Source organism: Enterobacter mori LMG 25706 (assembly GCF_000211415.1).
In the GTDB taxonomy this organism is placed as follows: Bacteria; Pseudomonadota; Gammaproteobacteria; order Enterobacterales; family Enterobacteriaceae; genus Enterobacter; species Enterobacter mori.
On sequence record NZ_GL890774.1, the window covers coordinates 273,601 to 288,955 of the forward strand.

The following is a 15,355-nucleotide window of genomic DNA, read 5'->3' on the forward strand; positions in this document are numbered from 1 at the left end:
TGATTTTCATGAGGACCCTCTGGCTCCCTCACGTTAACGGGCGACACCTGACATGACTCTCTCACGCAGCACCCACGTCGACTTTCACGTCATCGTTCTGAGCGATAACTATTTCCTGTGGCTTGGCCTGAAAACGCTTATTTCGATGATGATGACGCCGCGTCCTGATATTTTCTGGATCAACAGCGTCAGCCCGGAAACCATCTTGCGCATGCGCGAGCAAATCATGAAAGAGACCACCGATAACGGCTGGCTTATATTTACGGACGAATGTCGCGTGAACGACATCAACGTCTATCTGCCTGCCGGGCGCGTCAGGGTGCTGGCTGGAAACATCTCGATTATCCAGCTCAGCCAGCATTTAAGAAACGCCGATTTCACCCAGCGCTACCGTCCTGATGCTAACCTCACCCGCTCTGACCTGCGGGTGTGTACCCTGCTCAGTAAAGGGATCAGCCTGGTTCGCATTGCGCAACTGCTGAATAAATCCCCCAAAACCATCTATACCCACAAGCGTAACGCGATGACCAAATTCCGCTGCCAGAACCTGGCGGAGTTTCACCGAAAAATCTGCCTGCTGGAACAGCACTCGCTTTACCTCTGACGATGCTCATTTATTAAACAGCGAGAATGCCCGACTGGATCAATGTTATCGGTAACAAAGCAGTTAGAATACCGAGCTTCTTAGATGAATAGCACGCGTACTATTCACCGTTTGTATTTTTCCAACTGCTCCTTTGACAATACTCTATGAAATACCTGCTAGCTGATACCCTCGTCTATAACGACGAAGACGGTTCCGTTTCACTTGTTGATACGCCAGATGTCGAACCTCAGGTGATGACGGCAACCGCCAACAGCATTATGAAAATGCTGGTGCTCCATCACGGTAACGTCATCGAACGCGAGGCGTTCCTGCATGACGTGTGGGATGAGCGCGGCCTGCAGGGCTCCAACAATTCACTTAATCAGTACATCAGTATCCTGCGGAAACTGCTGGCAAGCCTCGTGCCCGAGATGTTGTTTATTGTCACCGTGCCCAAAGTGGGCTTTATGCTGAGCGCGGACATCACGGTCCATTCCCAGGCTGAAAAATCTGATTGCCCAGTCTCAGCCAGCAGGCCGCATCATTTTCAGCCTCAATGGCTGCTCTGTAGCGGGCTGACGCTTGTGGTGCTGGCGCTGTGCATCTGGATAGTCGCGATCAAGCAAAACCAGCAGCATGCAGAAATGCATCTTCTGACACATTTCGGTGAATGTCCGGTCTACACCTTCTCACCGCTGGCAGATGTGTTTCGCAACAAGGCAATAGCGCTGGCACAAGCGATACAGCGCGACGGCAACCTGCCGTGCCTGAAAAACTCCCTCTTTTATCTGCACATTCAGAACACGCTCTTCTACGGCCATGAAGGAAGGATGGTGCTTTCGCAATGCTCCCTGTCGAAAGAGAACACCGCCAGCGCCTGCCGCACGCTTTATGCCTACGAATGGTGAATCATGACGCGTAAAAAAATAGGGCTGGTTATCGCCTTCAACCTGCTGTTAATCATCATGGCCGTGGCATGGTACCGACATACACCGCCCCTGCCCGTCATTTGCGAAGGTAACTTGACCTTCACGCAGCAGCGTGACGACAACAACTTCACGTTCGACGGCGAGATCCTGATGCGATTTCACCCCGACGGCACGGGTTACTTCACGCTCAACGGCAATGTGCAGAATATCCGGCAGGGCTGGGAAGTCTCCCGTCAGGAAACGTTTAACTGGCGGCACATGCACGACACGCTTTTTGAAATCACCATTATCAAGGTCGAGCGATTTAGCCACGATGAATCACCCGATGGGGTATTTGAGAAATACGTTGCTGGCTTAACGCCGGGACAGAAAAGGTTACTGACCCTCGAACGCACGCCGGAAGAGGCGATGGTGATCGGCAATTTCTACTCGCCACTGCTGATCTGCTCGGAATAAACAGATCAGGCTATCCTTGCCGCCATGAAAATCACCTTCCGCCCCACCCCTGCGCATGACGTTGCCAGTCTGCCCGCCATTGAGCGCGCGGCAGGCCAGCGTTTTCGAGCCTGTCCTGAACTGGCCTGGCTCGCTGATGGCGACGTCATTTCCGTTGAACAGCATCGCGACTATGTCGAACAGGGCCTGAGCTGGCTGGCGCTGGCAGCGGATCGTCCTGTGGGTTTTCTCCTCGCAGAAGCCCATCCTTTGTCGTTGTTTATCGTGGAGCTTTCGGTTGATCTGGACTGGCAGGGAAAAGGTATAGGTCGGCAGCTCATCGACTGTGCGGCTGAGCATGCCCGTAAAAAGTGGCTGACGTCACTGACGTTAACGACGTTCCGGGACGTGCCGTGGAATGCGCCATTCTATGAAAAGCTGGGGTTTGAATACGTCACTGAACTCACGCCTGAACTGGGTGAAAAACGTGAAGAAGAAGCAGCGCACGGCTTAGCGTATAACTCCCGCTGCGCTATGCGTCTGCCGCTTTGATATCGCCCGGTGGCGCTTCGCTTACCGGGCCTACAAATCCCTGAACCGTAGGCCGGGTAAGGCGTAGCCGCCACCCGGCACAACGCGCTGGATTAGAACGTTTCCCAGTTATCACCCGCGTCGGCCGTCGCGGCTTTACGCGACATCACTGGGGTGACAACGTTTTTCGCTGACGCGAACTCGCGCGCTTTCATCTGCTCCTGCTGAATGCGGAACACCGCCACGGCCTGGGTCAGACGGCTCGCCTGTTCTTCCAGTGCGGCGGCCGCTGCGGCAGATTCCTCAACCAGCGAGGCGTTCTGCTGGGTCACGCGATCCATCTCCGCGACCGCCAGGCCGACCTGGTCGATACCGCGGCTCTGTTCGTCAGACGCAGACGCAATTTCACCCATGATGTCCGTCACGCGGGTTACCGCATTCACGATCTCACCCATTGTTTCCCCCGCGCTCTCTACCAGAGTAGAGCCCACTTCCACGCGGCTGACGGAGTCTTCAATCAGGCTCTTGATTTCACGGGCTGCCTGGGCGCTGCGCTGCGCCAGGTTACGGACTTCGCCTGCAACAACGGCAAAGCCACGTCCCTGTTCACCAGCACGCGCCGCCTCTACCGCCGCGTTCAGCGCCAGAATGTTGGTCTGGAAGGCAATGCCGTCGATCACGCTGATAATATCGGCAATTTTCTGCGAACTGCCCGCGATGTCACGCATGGTTTGCACCACGTTATCCACCACTTTACCACCTTTCTGCGCGGTCTCAGACGCGCTCAGCGCCAGGTTGCTCGCCTGACGGGCGTTTTCGGCGTTCTGCTTCACGGTGGCGGTCAGCTCTTCCATGCTGGCCGCGGTCTCTTCCAGGGATGCGGCCTGCTGCTCGGTACGGGACGAGAGATCGTTGTTACCCATCGAGATTTCGCTCGCGCCGCTGTAGATGGCATTGGCACCGTTACGCACGTCGCCAACGGTACGCACCAGCTCGCCCTGCATGTGGCGCAGCGAGTCGGCCAGTTCACCCATCTCATTGGAGCCTTCAACATCGATGCGCTTCACCAGGTCGCCGCTGGCGATATGACGAATGCTGTCGATCAGGCGATTCAGCGGAGAAATCAGCGCCTGCTTGATGCCCAGCCAGACGGCGACAATCACCACCACCACGGCAATCAGCACGCTAATCAGCACCCAGATAGCCTGGCTGTAAGAGCTGTTGCTGTCTTTCACCGCCGTCTCATACAGCTTGTCGTTCTGCTGCAGGTAGCTCACGTACTGCTTCTCAAAACCGTCCTGATAGCTCTGGGTCGGCTGGTCGAAGAAGGCGTTGATTTTCCCCGCACCCAGCAGCTGAATCAGCTCAGCCAGCGCGCCGTGGTAGATCTCGTAATTACGCTTGATTTCCAGCGCAGCGGCGTCGCTCTGACGCGGATCGCGCGGCAGGGCTTCGTAATCCGCCCAGTTTTTTTCCGCCTGCTTCAGCGAGGCAGACGCAATCTGCATCAGATCGGAAACGGTCGCGCCGCTGCCGATGTTGCTCTGATCCATCATGTAGCGGATACCCGCGCGGTTCAGGGTGTTACGGGTTTGCAGCAGGGCAACCCAGCTCCCGTTGAGGGTAGATTGTTGCTGACGAATGGTTTGCAGGACGGTGAAATTCTCTTTGTCATTCTTCAGGGCATTAAAGAAAAGACCACCGGATGTGAGTTGTAAAAGGCCAAATATCGCTAAAACCAGCAGTAAGCTGGTGACAATCTTAATACGGTTTAACATGTTTTCTCTTCCTCAGACAGATACAGAATTTTCGGCCTGGAAAGGGAAAACTTTACGAAAATCATCCTGGAATTTGTGGTTTTTACTCTTCTTCCCGCGCTGCGTTATCCCGGTTTCCGAGTTCAATAAACTCTTCCAGCAGCGCCGTCAGCTGCTTCATCTTCTCCGGCGTGTATTCCGCCTCAATCTGCCGATACGCCTCTTCGACCTGCGCCTGGGCGTGTTCATACAGCGCATTCCCCTCTTTGGTCCGCGACACGTACAGCTTGCGCTGGTCGTTCACCGGCTTTAAGCGCAGCACCAGACCGTCGCGCTCCATGCGCGTCAGAATGCCGGTCAGGCTCGGGCGCAAAATGCAGGTGCGAAACGCCAGATCGTGAAAATCCATCGACGGATGTTCAGCCAAAACGCGCACAATGCGCCACTGCTGCTCGGTCAGGTTATGCCGCTTTACGATCGGGCGGAAGTAGGACATCGCCGCTTCCCGCGCCTGCAGCAGCGCGATGGTTAATGAGTCATGCATAGCCTCTCCCCTTCACATCATTAACAAGTAAACAATCACTAAAAGATGCTTTTATAAACAACACGTTTTCCGTCAAAAAGTCTAACAGAAACCATTCATTTTTATTAACAACATGATTTATATATAAATAAAAATTCATATGTAAATTTATTGTTATTCATATCACAAATTTTTCACTTCTGATTGCGAAATAAACAGCAAAAGCATAAAACCAGATCATTAACATATTAATGAAATCATAACCCGGACCTCCGGGGTGAGGAGTATGTGAATGAAAGGTACTGTTTTTGCCGTGGCGCTGAATCATCAAAGCCAGCGTGAAGCCTGGCGTGAGGCGTTCGAAAAAGCCCCCTACAACACCCCGCCGAAAACGGCGGTATGGTTCATCAAGCCGCACAATACCGTGATTCGTGCCGGCGAGCCGATTCCGTTCCCGCAGGGGGAAACGGTGCTCAGCGGCGCGACGGTGGCGCTGGTCGTAGGCAAAACCGCCAGCAAGGTGCGCGTGGAGGACGCCGCGGCGTACATCGCGGGATACGCGCTGGCCAACGAGGTGAGCCTGCCGGAAGAGAGCTTCTACCGCCCGGCCATCAAGGCCAAATGCCGGGACGGGTTTTGTCCACTCGGCGAACTTGTCGCCGTTGATAACGTGGATAACCTGACCATCATCACCGAGATCAACGGCCGCGAAGCGGACCACTGGAACACGGTCGAGCTTCAGCGTAACGCTGCCGAACTGCTGAGCGCCCTGAGCGAGTTTGCCACCCTCAATCCCGGCGATGCGATATTGCTCGGTACCCCGCAAAACCGCGTTGAGATCCGCCCGGGCGATCGCGTGCGCATTCTGGCTGAAGGCTTTCCGCCGCTGGAAAACCCGGTGGTGGACGAGCGCGACGTCACTATTGCGCACAGCACGCCGCCGCACGCCACGCTGTTTGCCCTCGGTCTGAACTATGCCGACCACGCGAGCGAGCTGGACTTCAAGCCGCCCACCGAGCCGCTGGTATTTATCAAAGCGCCAAACACCTTCAACGGCGATAACCAGACGTCGGTGCGTCCAAGCAATATTGAATATATGCATTACGAAGCGGAGCTGGTGGTGGTCATCGGTAAAACCGCGCGTAAGGTCAGCGAAGCCGAGGCGATGGACTATGTTGCGGGCTATACGGTCTGCAACGACTACGCCATCCGCGACTACCTGGAAAACTACTACCGTCCGAACCTGCGGGTAAAAAGCCGCGACGGGCTGACGCCCATTTCCCCCCACATCGTGCCGAAAGCGGCGATTCCCGACCCGCACAACCTCGCCCTGCGCACCTTCGTCAATGGCGAACTGCGCCAGGAAGGGACCACCGCCGATCTCATTTTCAGCATTCCGTTCCTGATTGCGTACCTGAGCGATTTTATGACCCTGCAGCCGGGCGACATGATCGCCACCGGCACGCCGAAGGGGCTGTCCGACGTGGTGCCGGGCGATGAAGTGGTGGTGGAAGTGGAGGGCGTGGGGCGCCTGGTGAACCGAATTGTCAGCGAGGAGACTGCATAATGAAAAAGATTAACCACTGGATAAACGGTAAAAACGTCGCGGGAAGCGAGTACTTCCACACCACCAACCCGGCCTCCGGCGAGGTGCTGGCGGAAGTCGCCTCCGGCGGTGAAGCTGAAATTCACCAGGCCGTCGCCGCCGCCAAAGAGGCATTCCCGAAGTGGGCCAACCTGCCGATGAAGGAGCGCGCGCGCCTGATGCGCCGTCTGGGCGACCTGATCGACCAGAACGTACCCGAGATCGCCGCCATGGAAACCGCCGACACCGGTCTGCCGATCCACCAGACCAAAAACGTGCTCATTCCGCGCGCCTCGCACAACTTCGAGTTCTTCGCCGAGGTGTGCCAGCAGATGAACGGCAAAACCTACCCGGTTGACGACAAGATGCTCAACTACACCCTGGTGCAGCCGGTGGGCGTCTGCGCGCTGGTGTCGCCGTGGAACGTGCCGTTTATGCCCGCCACCTGGAAGGTCGCGCCCTGCCTGGCACTCGGAAACACCGCGGTGCTGAAGATGTCTGAACTCTCTCCGCTGACCGCCGACCGTCTGGGCGAGCTGGCGCTGGAGGCGGGCATTCCGGCGGGCGTGCTCAACGTGGTGCAGGGCTACGGTGCGACGGCAGGCGACGCGCTGGTGCGCCATCACGACGTGCGCGCCGTCTCCTTCACCGGCGGCACCGCCACCGGGCGCAACATCATGAAAAATGCCGGGCTGAAGAAATACTCCATGGAGCTGGGCGGCAAATCCCCGGTGCTGATTTTTGAAGATGCCGACATCGAGCGCGCGCTGGACGCCGCCCTGTTCACCATCTTCTCGATCAACGGTGAGCGCTGCACCGCGGGCTCGCGCATCTTTATCCAGCAGAGCATCTACCCGGAATTCGTCAAGCGCTTTGCCGAGCGCGCCAACCGCCTGCGCGTTGGGGATCCGAACGATCCGAACACCCAGATTGGTGCGCTGATCAGCAAGCCACACTGGGAAAAAGTCTCCGGCTATATCCGCCTCGGCATTGAAGAGGGTGCAACCCTGCTGGCGGGCGGCCCGGACAAACCGACCGATCTGCCTGCGCACCTGAAGGGCGGCAACTTCCTGCGCCCCACCGTGCTGGCGGACGTCGACAACCGCATGCGCGTGGCGCAGGAGGAGATCTTCGGGCCGGTGGCCTGCCTGCTGCCGTTTAAGGACGAAGCGGAAGGCCTGCGCCTGGCCAACGACGTGGAGTACGGCCTGGCGTCATACATCTGGACCCAGGACGTCAGCAAGGTGCTGCGCCTGGCGCGCAGCATCGAAGCCGGCATGGTGTTCGTGAACACCCAGAACGTGCGCGACCTGCGCCAGCCGTTTGGCGGCGTGAAGGCCTCTGGCACCGGCCGCGAGGGCGGTGAGTACAGCTTCGAGGTGTTCGCGGAGATGAAGAACGTCTGCATCTCCATGGGCGACCATCCGATTCCAAAATGGGGGATCTGACTATGGGTAAATTAGTGTTAGCGGCAAAAATCACCCACGTACCGTCGATGTACCTCTCCGAACTGCCGGGGAAAAACCACGGCTGCCGCCAGTCGGCCATCGACGGGCATAAAGAGATTAGCAAGCGCTGCCGCGAGCTGGGCGTGGACACCATCATCGTGTTCGACACCCACTGGCTGGTGAACAGCGCCTACCACATCAACTGTGCGGACCATTTTGCGGGCGTCTACACCAGCAACGAGCTACCGCACTTTATCCGCGACATGACCTACGACTACGACGGCAACCCGGCGCTCGGCCAGCTGATCGCCGACGAGGCGGTGAAGCTCGGCGTACGCGCCAAAGCGCACAACATCCCGAGCCTGAAGCTGGAGTACGGCACGCTGGTGCCGATGCGCTACATGAATGCAGATAAGCACTTCAAAGTGATCTCCATCTCGGCGTTCTGCACGGTTCACGACTTCGCCGACAGCCGCCGGCTGGGCGAGGCCATCGTCAGCGCCATTGAGAAATACGACGGCACCGTGGCGGTGCTCGCCAGCGGCTCGTTGTCGCACCGCTTTATCGACGACCAGCGCGCCGAGGAAGGGATGAACAGCTACACCCGTGAGTTTGACCGTCAGATGGACGAGCGTGTGGTGAAGCTGTGGCGCGAAGGCCAGTTTAAGGCGTTTTGCAGCATGCTGCCGGAGTACGCCGACTACTGCTACGGCGAGGGCAACATGCACGACACGGTGATGCTGCTGGGGATGCTCGGCTGGGACAACTACGACGGCAAGGTGGAGTTCCTCACCGAGCTGTTCGCCAGCTCCGGTACCGGCCAGGTTAACGCCGTTTTCCCGCTGCCCGCGTAAGGAGTCACCATGCCGCACTTCATTGCTGAATGTACCGACAACATCCGCGAAGAGGCCGACCTGCCGGGGCTGTTCGCCAAAGTGAACGAGGCGCTCGCCGCCACGGGCATCTTCCCCCTCGGCGGTATCCGCAGCCGCGCCCACTGGCTGGACACCTGGCAGATGGCCGACGGCAAGCACGATTACGCCTTTGTGCATATGACGCTGAAGATTGGTGCCGGGCGCAGCCTGGAGAGCCGGGAAGCCGTGGGGGAGATGCTGTTTGGGCTGATCAAAACGCACTTCGCGGAGCTGATGGCCTCCCGCTATCTGGCACTGTCGTTCGAGCTCGACGAGCTGCACCCGACGCTCAATTACAAACAAAACAACGTGCACGCGTTGTTTAAGTAATACCGTCCCCTCTCCCTTTGGGAGAGGGCGGGGGGGGGGGGGGGGGGGGGGGGGGGGGGGGGGGGGGGGGGGGGGGGAGATACCTCTGCGGCCTGATGCCCTCACCCCGTCCCTCTCCCACGGGGAGAGGGAGAAAAAACATAAAACAGGATATCGCCATGCTCGACAAACATACCCATACCCTGATCGCCCACCGCCTGCATCAGGCGGAACAATCCCGGGAGCAGATCCGCGCGATCTCGCTGGAATACCCGGAGATCACGATTGAAGACGCCTACGCCGTCCAGCGCGAATGGGTCAGCCTGAAGATCGCCGAAGGCCGCGTGCTGAAGGGCCACAAGATCGGCCTCACTTCTAAGGCGATGCAGGCCAGCTCGCAGATCAGCGAGCCGGACTACGGCGCGCTGCTGGACGACATGTTCTTTCACGACGGCAGCGACATCCCCGTGGATCGCTTTATCGTCCCGCGCATCGAAGTGGAGCTGGCCTTCGTGCTGGCGAAGCCGCTGCGCGGCCCAAACTGCACCATCTTCGACGTCTACAACGCCACGGATTACGTGATACCCGCGCTGGAGCTGATCGACGCCCGCTGCCACAACGTCGACCCGGAGACCCAGCGCCCGCGCAAGGTCTTCGACACCATCTCCGATAACGCCGCTAACGCGGGCGTGATCCTCGGCGGCCGTCCGATTAAGCCCGACGCGCTGGATCTGCGCTGGATCTCCGCCCTGCTCTACCGCAACGGCGTGATCGAAGAGACCGGCGTAGCCGCAGGGGTGCTCAACCACCCGGCCAACGGCGTGGCGTGGCTGGCGAACAAGCTGGCGCCGTACGACGTGCAGCTTGAGCCGGGGCAAATCATCCTCGGCGGCTCCTTTACCCGCCCGGTGTCCGCCAGCAGAGGCGACACCTTCCACGTGGACTACGGCAATATGGGCTCCATCAGCTGCCGCTTTGTTTAGGAGAGAACCATGCAAAACGCATTCAAAGTGGCGTTGCAGGCAGGCCGTCCGCAAATCGGTTTATGGCTGGGGCTGACCAGCAGCTACAGCGCGGAGCTACTGGCCGGAGCAGGCTTCGACTGGCTGCTGATCGACGGCGAACATGCGCCGAACAGCGTGCAGACCGTGTTAACTCAATTACAGGCCATCGCGCCCTATCCCAGCCAGCCGGTGGTCCGCCCGTCGTGGAACGACCCGGTACAAATCAAACAGCTGCTGGACGTGGGGGCACAAACCCTGCTGGTGCCGATGGTGCAAAACGCTGACGAAGCCCGTCTGGCGGTACGTTCCACCCGCTACCCGCCCGCGGGCATCCGCGGCGTCGGCAGCGCCCTGGCGCGTGCGTCGCGCTGGAACCGCATTCCGGATTACCTCCAGCAGGCTAACGACGCCATGTGCGTGCTGGTGCAGATCGAAACCCGCGAGGCGCTGAAAAATCTGCCGCAGATCCTGGACGTGGACGGCGTCGACGGCGTGTTTATCGGCCCGGCGGCTCTGAGCGCCGACATGGGCTTTGCCGGTAATCCGCAGCACCCGGAGGTGCAGGCCGCCATTGAGCAGGCGATCGCGCAGATACGCGCCGCCGGTAAAGCGCCCGGCATCCTGATGGCGAACGAGCAGCTGGCAAAACGCTACCTTGAACTCGGCGCGCTGTTTGTCGCCGTCGGCGTCGACACCACCCTGCTCGCCCGCGGCGCGGAAGCGCTGGCGGCACGCTTTATCGAACAACCGGTTACGTCAGTTAATAACAATAAATCCGTCTACTAAACGTAAGATCTGGAGCGCACCATGACGACCTCTACCCTGCAAACCCATGATAATAAAGCTGTTGAACATCGCGCCATTAGCAAGCTGTTCCGTCGCCTGATCGTCTTTCTCTTTATCCTGTTTGTCTTCTCGTTTCTCGATCGCATCAATATCGGCTTTGCCGGGCTGACGATGGGTAAAGATCTGGGCCTTACGTCGACCATGTTTGGCCTGGCCGCGACGCTGTTTTACGTCACCTACGTGCTGTGCGGGATCCCGAGCAACATCATGCTGGCGAAAATCGGCGCGCGGCGCTGGATCGCCGGGATCATGGTGGTGTGGGGCATCGCCTCCACCTGCACCATGTTCGCCACCAGCCCTGAAACGCTCTACGTCCTGCGCATGCTGGTAGGCATTGCCGAAGCCGGCTTCCTGCCGGGGATCCTGGTCTATCTCACCTGGTGGTTCCCGGCCTATCACCGCGCCCGCGCCAATGCGCTGTTTATGATCGCCATGCCGGTGACCATGATGCTCGGCTCGATCCTCTCCGGCTATATTCTGGCGATGGACGGGCTGTGGAACCTGAAGGGCTGGCAGTGGCTGTTCCTGCTGGAGGGGCTACCGTCGGTGGTGCTTGGCGTGGTGACCTGGTTTTACCTCAACGACACGCCGGATCAGGCCACCTGGCTGGACGACGACGAAAAGCAGGCGCTGAAAACGATGATCGCCCGTGAGCAGGAGGTCGCCATTGCCCAATCCGGCACGCCGCGCTCGACGCTGCGCGAAGTGCTGACCCCGGCGGTGCTGCTCTACACGCTGGCCTACTTCTGCCTGACCAACACGCTCAGTGCAATCAACATCTGGACGCCGCAGATCCTGCAAAGCTTTAACACGGGGAGCAGCAATATCGTCATCGGCCTGCTGGCGGCGATCCCGCAGTTTTGTACCATTCTCGGGATGATCTGGTGGAGCCGACGCTCCGACAGGCTGAAAGAGCGAAAAAAGCACACCATCCTGCCGTACCTGTTCGCCGCGGCGGGATGGATGCTGGCCTCGGCCACCGATCACAGCCTGATCCAGCTGCTTGGCATCATTATGGCCTCAACCGGATCCTTTACCGCCATGGCCATATTCTGGACCACGCCGGATCGGGTGATTAGCCTGCAGTCCCGCGCGGTGGCGCTGGCGGTGATCAACGCCATTGGCAACGTGGGTTCTGCCGTCAGCCCATTGCTGATTGGGATCCTGCGCGACGCGACCGGCAGCTTCAGCTCCGGGCTGTGGTTCGTGGCCGGGCTGCTGGTGGTCGGCGCGCTGGTGCTGACACGCATTCCGATGACGCAGCGGGATCAACAGAGGAACGATCATGTGCCAGAGCCCCATCGCCAACATTGATATCAGCAAGGAGTACGACGAAAGTCTGGGCACCGACGATGTGCACTACCAGTCGTTCGCCCGCATGGCGGCCTTTTTTGGCCGCGACATGCAGGCGCATCGTCACGACCAGTATTTTCAGATGCACTTTCTCGATACCGGGCAGATTGAACTCCAGCTCGACGATCACCGCTACTCGGTGCAGGCCCCGCTGTTCGTCCTGACGCCGCCGTCGGTGCCGCACGCGTTTATCACCGAATCCGACAGCGACGGGCACGTGCTGACGGTGCGCGAGGATCTGATCTGGCCGCTGCTGGAGGTGCTCTACCCCGGCACGCGGGAAGCGTTTGGTCTGCCGGGGATCTGCCTCTCGCTGGCCGACAGGCCGGACGAGCTGGCGGCCCTGAAGCACTACTGGCAGCTGATTGCCCGGGAGTCCACGGAACAACTGCCGGGGCGCGAGCATAGCCTGGTTCTGCTGGCGCAGGCGGTCTTTACTCTGCTGCTGCGCAACGCAAAGCTCGACGACCACGCTTCAGGCGGAATGCGCGGCGAGCTGAAGCTGTTCCAGCGCTTTACCCAGCTGATTGACGCGCACTACCACCAGCACTGGACGGTGCCGGAATACGCCAGCGAGCTGCACCTGACCGAATCACGCCTGACCGATATCTGCCGCCGCTTCGCCAACCGCCCGCCGAAGCGGCTGATCTTCGACCGGCAACTGCGTGAAGCGAGGCGGCTGCTGCTCTTTTCCGACAGCGCGGTCAGCGAGATTGCCTGGCAGCTGGGGTTTAAGGATCCGGCTTACTTTGCCCGTTTTTTTAACCGCTTAGTGGGGTGCTCGCCGAGCGCGTATCGGGCGCAGAAAGTACCGGTGTCGTAATTCCCCGGTGGCGCTACGCTTACCGGGGCTACGGTCCGTAGGGCGGGTAAGCGCAGCGCCACCCGCCGAAAAGCCGCACAGATCACAAAACCACATCCCACCCGAAAAGTACCCGCCGTTGTCCCAAACGTCCCTTCACGTTACGCCCCTCTCAGGCTTCAATTAAACAACAAAAACAAAACATAAATTTAACAACTCTATTCCGATACGAGGTCCCTATGAAGCCTGAAGATTTCCGCGCTGATGCCAAACGTCCGTTAACCGGCGAAGAGTATTTAAAAAGCCTGCAGGATGGCCGTGAGATTTACATCTACGGCGAGCGCGTCAAAGACGTCACCACCCATCCGGCGTTTCGCAACGCGGCGGCCTCCATCGCGCAAATGTACGACGCGCTGCACAAGCCGGACATGCAGGATACCCTCTGCTGGGGCACCGACACCGGCAGCGGCGGCTATACCCACAAGTTCTTCCGCGTGGCGAAAAGCGCCGACGACCTGCGCCAGCAGCGCGACGCCATCGCCGAGTGGTCACGCCTGAGCTACGGCTGGATGGGCCGCACGCCGGACTACAAAGCCGCGTTCGGCTGCGCGCTCGGTGCCAACCCGGCCTTCTACGGCCAGTTCGAGCAGAACGCCCGTAACTGGTACACCCGCATTCAGGAAACCGGCCTGTACTTCAACCACGCTATCGTTAACCCGCCGATCGACCGTCACAAACCGGCGGACGAAGTAAAAGACGTCTACATCAAGCTGGAGAAAGAGACCGACGCCGGGATCATCGTTAGCGGCGCGAAAGTGGTGGCAACCAACTCGGCGCTGACCCACTACAACATGATCGGCTTCGGTTCCGCGCAGGTGATGGGCGAAAACCCGGACTTCGCGCTGATGTTCGTCGCGCCGATGGATGCCGAAGGCGTGAAGCTGATCTCCCGCGCCTCTTACGAGATGGTGGCAGGCGCAACCGGATCCCCGTACGACTACCCGCTCTCCAGCCGCTTTGACGAGAACGATGCGATCCTGGTGATGGATCACGTGCTGATCCCGTGGGAAAACGTGCTCATCTACCGCGATTTCGACCGCTGCCGTCGCTGGACGATGGAGGGCGGCTTCGCCCGCATGTACCCGCTGCAGGCCTGCGTGCGTCTGGCGGTGAAGCTCGACTTCATCACCGCCCTGCTGAAAAAATCCCTGGAGTGCACCGGTACCCTGGAGTTCCGCGGCGTGCAGGCGGATCTCGGCGAAGTGGTGGCCTGGCGCAACATGTTCTGGGCGCTGAGCGACTCCATGTGTTCCGAAGCCACCCCGTGGGTCAACGGCGCGTATCTGCCGGATCACGCCGCGCTGCAAACCTACCGCGTCATGGCGCCGATGGCCTACGCCAAGATCAAGAACATCATCGAACGTAACGTCACCTCCGGGCTGATCTACCTGCCCTCCAGTGCCCGCGACCTGAACAACCCGCAGATCGACCAGTATCTGGCGAAATACGTACGCGGCTCCAACGGTATGGATCACGTTGAACGCATCAAGATTTTGAAACTGATGTGGGATGCCATCGGCAGCGAGTTTGGCGGTCGTCACGAGCTGTACGAAATCAACTACTCCGGCAGTCAGGATGAGATCCGCCTGCAGTGTCTGCGCCAGGCGCAGAGCTCCGGCAACATGGACAAAATGATGGCAATGGTCGACCGCTGCATGTCCGAATACGATCAGCACGGCTGGACGGTGCCGCACCTGCACAACAACACCGATATCAACATGCTCGACAAGCTGCTGAAATAGCGCAGCGGGAGGTTGCAATGCATTCAGATGAACAACGCCTGCGTTTTCGCGACGCGATGAGCAGCCTGTCGGCTGCGGTTAATGTGGTCACCACCGAGGGCGAGGCGGGCCGCTGCGGTATCACCGCCACCGCCGTCTGTTCGGTGACGGACACGCCGCCCTCGATCATGGTGTGCATCAACGCCAACAGCGCCATGAACCCGGTCTTTCAGGGTAACGGCAGGCTGTGCGTTAACGTGCTGAACCACGAGCAGGAGATCATGGCTCGCCATTTCGCCGGGATGACCGGCATGGCCATGGAGGAGCGCTTTGCCCTCTCCTGCTGGCAGAAAGGCCCGCTGGCGCAGCCGGCGCTAAAAGGCGCGCTCGCCAGCCTGGAAGGGGAGATAAGCCAGGTGCAAACCATCGGCACGCATCTTGTTTATCTCGTTGAAATTAAAAACATCATCCTCAGTGAAGAGGGCCACGGCCTGATCTATTTCAAACGCCGCTTCCACCCCGTGATGATGGAGCTTGAAGCAGCCGTTTAAT

16 protein-coding genes are annotated in these 15,355 nt (G+C 59.2%); 14 read left to right on the forward strand and 2 right to left on the reverse strand.

The window, feature by feature from the left end:
* The first annotated feature begins 52 nt into the window (after positions 1-52).
* From ENTMO_RS0103125 to ENTMO_RS0103140, 4 genes are all read left to right on the forward strand, one after another.
* Complete coding sequence (locus ENTMO_RS0103125; protein ID WP_010427182.1) at positions 53-604, forward strand: helix-turn-helix transcriptional regulator; 552 nt, start codon at positions 53-55, stop codon at positions 602-604.
* A 146-nt stretch (positions 605-750) separates the two neighbouring features.
* Positions 751-1,494, forward strand: a complete 744-nt coding sequence (locus ENTMO_RS0103130; RefSeq protein ID WP_010427183.1) for a winged helix-turn-helix domain-containing protein — start codon at positions 751-753, stop codon at positions 1,492-1,494.
* Positions 1,495-1,497: 3 nt separating this feature from the next.
* Positions 1,498-1,971, forward strand: coding sequence for a hypothetical protein (locus tag ENTMO_RS0103135; RefSeq protein ID WP_010427184.1), 474 nt, complete (start codon positions 1,498-1,500; stop codon positions 1,969-1,971).
* A 24-nt stretch (positions 1,972-1,995) separates the two neighbouring features.
* A complete protein-coding gene (locus ENTMO_RS0103140; protein WP_010427185.1) occupies positions 1,996-2,502 on the forward strand; it encodes a GNAT family N-acetyltransferase in 507 nt (168 codons plus the stop codon).
* Between the two features lie 92 nt (positions 2,503-2,594).
* On the opposite strand, the gene tsr is transcribed toward ENTMO_RS0103140, so the two are convergent.
* Positions 2,595-4,259 (reverse strand): methyl-accepting chemotaxis protein, encoded by a 1,665-nt coding sequence (gene tsr / locus ENTMO_RS0103145; protein ID WP_010427186.1) that lies wholly within the window; start codon positions 4,257-4,259, stop codon positions 2,595-2,597.
* A gap of 82 nt (positions 4,260-4,341) precedes the next feature.
* Complete coding sequence (hpaR, locus tag ENTMO_RS0103150; RefSeq protein ID WP_010427187.1) at positions 4,342-4,782, reverse strand: homoprotocatechuate degradation operon regulator HpaR; 441 nt, start codon at positions 4,780-4,782, stop codon at positions 4,342-4,344.
* Positions 4,783-5,053: 271 nt separating this feature from the next.
* Here hpaR and hpaG point away from each other — a divergent pair, with 271 nt between their 5' ends.
* The 10 genes from hpaG (at position 5,054) to ENTMO_RS0103200 (ending at position 15,354) form a co-directional block, all read left to right on the forward strand.
* Entirely contained in the window at positions 5,054-6,328 is a 1,275-nt protein-coding gene (gene hpaG / locus ENTMO_RS0103155; protein WP_010427188.1) for a 4-hydroxyphenylacetate degradation bifunctional isomerase/decarboxylase, read from the forward strand.
* The gene (gene hpaE / locus ENTMO_RS0103160; protein ID WP_010427189.1) at positions 6,328-7,794 is read left to right on the forward strand and encodes a 5-carboxymethyl-2-hydroxymuconate semialdehyde dehydrogenase; all 1,467 of its coding nucleotides are present in this window, start codon (positions 6,328-6,330) and stop codon (positions 7,792-7,794) included. The genes hpaG and hpaE overlap by 1 nt, the downstream gene beginning before the upstream one ends.
* Before the next feature lie 2 nt (positions 7,795-7,796).
* A complete protein-coding gene (hpaD, locus tag ENTMO_RS0103165; RefSeq protein ID WP_010427190.1) occupies positions 7,797-8,648 on the forward strand; it encodes a 3,4-dihydroxyphenylacetate 2,3-dioxygenase in 852 nt (283 codons plus the stop codon).
* Between the two features lie 9 nt (positions 8,649-8,657).
* Positions 8,658-9,038 (forward strand): 5-carboxymethyl-2-hydroxymuconate Delta-isomerase, encoded by a 381-nt coding sequence (locus ENTMO_RS0103170; RefSeq protein ID WP_010427191.1) that lies wholly within the window; start codon positions 8,658-8,660, stop codon positions 9,036-9,038.
* A gap of 158 nt (positions 9,039-9,196) precedes the next feature.
* The gene (gene hpaH / locus ENTMO_RS0103175) at positions 9,197-10,000 is read left to right on the forward strand and encodes a 2-oxo-hept-4-ene-1,7-dioate hydratase (RefSeq protein WP_010427192.1); all 804 of its coding nucleotides are present in this window, start codon (positions 9,197-9,199) and stop codon (positions 9,998-10,000) included.
* A 9-nt stretch (positions 10,001-10,009) separates the two neighbouring features.
* Positions 10,010-10,807 carry a 4-hydroxy-2-oxoheptanedioate aldolase gene (gene hpaI, locus ENTMO_RS0103180; protein WP_010427193.1) on the forward strand — a complete coding sequence of 266 codons (798 nt, stop codon included), beginning with the start codon at positions 10,010-10,012 and terminating at the stop codon, positions 10,805-10,807.
* A 21-nt stretch (positions 10,808-10,828) separates the two neighbouring features.
* Positions 10,829-12,181 (forward strand): 4-hydroxyphenylacetate permease, encoded by a 1,353-nt coding sequence (hpaX, locus tag ENTMO_RS0103185; protein ID WP_010427194.1) that lies wholly within the window; start codon positions 10,829-10,831, stop codon positions 12,179-12,181.
* Entirely contained in the window at positions 12,153-13,043 is an 891-nt protein-coding gene (hpaA, locus tag ENTMO_RS0103190; protein ID WP_010427195.1) for a 4-hydroxyphenylacetate catabolism regulatory protein HpaA, read from the forward strand. Before hpaX ends, hpaA begins: the two co-directional genes overlap by 29 nt.
* Before the next feature lie 218 nt (positions 13,044-13,261).
* Positions 13,262-14,824, forward strand: a complete 1,563-nt coding sequence (hpaB, locus tag ENTMO_RS0103195) for a 4-hydroxyphenylacetate 3-monooxygenase, oxygenase component (protein WP_010427196.1) — start codon at positions 13,262-13,264, stop codon at positions 14,822-14,824.
* Positions 14,825-14,841: 17 nt separating this feature from the next.
* Complete coding sequence (locus tag ENTMO_RS0103200) at positions 14,842-15,354, forward strand: 4-hydroxyphenylacetate 3-monooxygenase reductase subunit (RefSeq protein WP_010427197.1); 513 nt, start codon at positions 14,842-14,844, stop codon at positions 15,352-15,354.
* Position 15,355 lies beyond the last annotated feature (1 nt).

What these genes read in the sequence shown, in the direction of transcription:
- hpaX (WP_010427194.1), top strand. Translation starts at nt 10,829, where the DNA reads ATGACGACCTCTACCCTGCAAACCCATGATAATAAAGCTGTTGAACAT.
- hpaE (WP_010427189.1), top strand. Translation starts at nt 6,328, where the DNA reads ATGAAAAAGATTAACCACTGGATAAACGGTAAAAACGTCGCGGGAAGC.
- hpaB (WP_010427196.1), top strand. Translation starts at nt 13,262, where the DNA reads ATGAAGCCTGAAGATTTCCGCGCTGATGCCAAACGTCCGTTAACCGGC.
- ENTMO_RS0103140 (WP_010427185.1), top strand. Translation starts at nt 1,996, where the DNA reads ATGAAAATCACCTTCCGCCCCACCCCTGCGCATGACGTTGCCAGTCTG.
- tsr (WP_010427186.1), bottom strand. Translation starts at nt 4,259, where the DNA reads ATGTTAAACCGTATTAAGATTGTCACCAGCTTACTGCTGGTTTTAGCG.
- hpaD (WP_010427190.1), top strand. Translation starts at nt 7,797, where the DNA reads ATGGGTAAATTAGTGTTAGCGGCAAAAATCACCCACGTACCGTCGATG.
- hpaA (WP_010427195.1), top strand. Translation starts at nt 12,153, where the DNA reads ATGTGCCAGAGCCCCATCGCCAACATTGATATCAGCAAGGAGTACGAC.
- hpaI (WP_010427193.1), top strand. Translation starts at nt 10,010, where the DNA reads ATGCAAAACGCATTCAAAGTGGCGTTGCAGGCAGGCCGTCCGCAAATC.
- hpaR (WP_010427187.1), bottom strand. Translation starts at nt 4,782, where the DNA reads ATGCATGACTCATTAACCATCGCGCTGCTGCAGGCGCGGGAAGCGGCG.
- ENTMO_RS0103170 (WP_010427191.1), top strand. Translation starts at nt 8,658, where the DNA reads ATGCCGCACTTCATTGCTGAATGTACCGACAACATCCGCGAAGAGGCC.
- ENTMO_RS0103135 (WP_010427184.1), top strand. Translation starts at nt 1,498, where the DNA reads ATGACGCGTAAAAAAATAGGGCTGGTTATCGCCTTCAACCTGCTGTTA.
- hpaG (WP_010427188.1), top strand. Translation starts at nt 5,054, where the DNA reads ATGAAAGGTACTGTTTTTGCCGTGGCGCTGAATCATCAAAGCCAGCGT.
- ENTMO_RS0103125 (WP_010427182.1), top strand. Translation starts at nt 53, where the DNA reads ATGACTCTCTCACGCAGCACCCACGTCGACTTTCACGTCATCGTTCTG.
- hpaH (WP_010427192.1), top strand. Translation starts at nt 9,197, where the DNA reads ATGCTCGACAAACATACCCATACCCTGATCGCCCACCGCCTGCATCAG.
- ENTMO_RS0103130 (WP_010427183.1), top strand. Translation starts at nt 751, where the DNA reads ATGAAATACCTGCTAGCTGATACCCTCGTCTATAACGACGAAGACGGT.
- ENTMO_RS0103200 (WP_010427197.1), top strand. Translation starts at nt 14,842, where the DNA reads ATGCATTCAGATGAACAACGCCTGCGTTTTCGCGACGCGATGAGCAGC.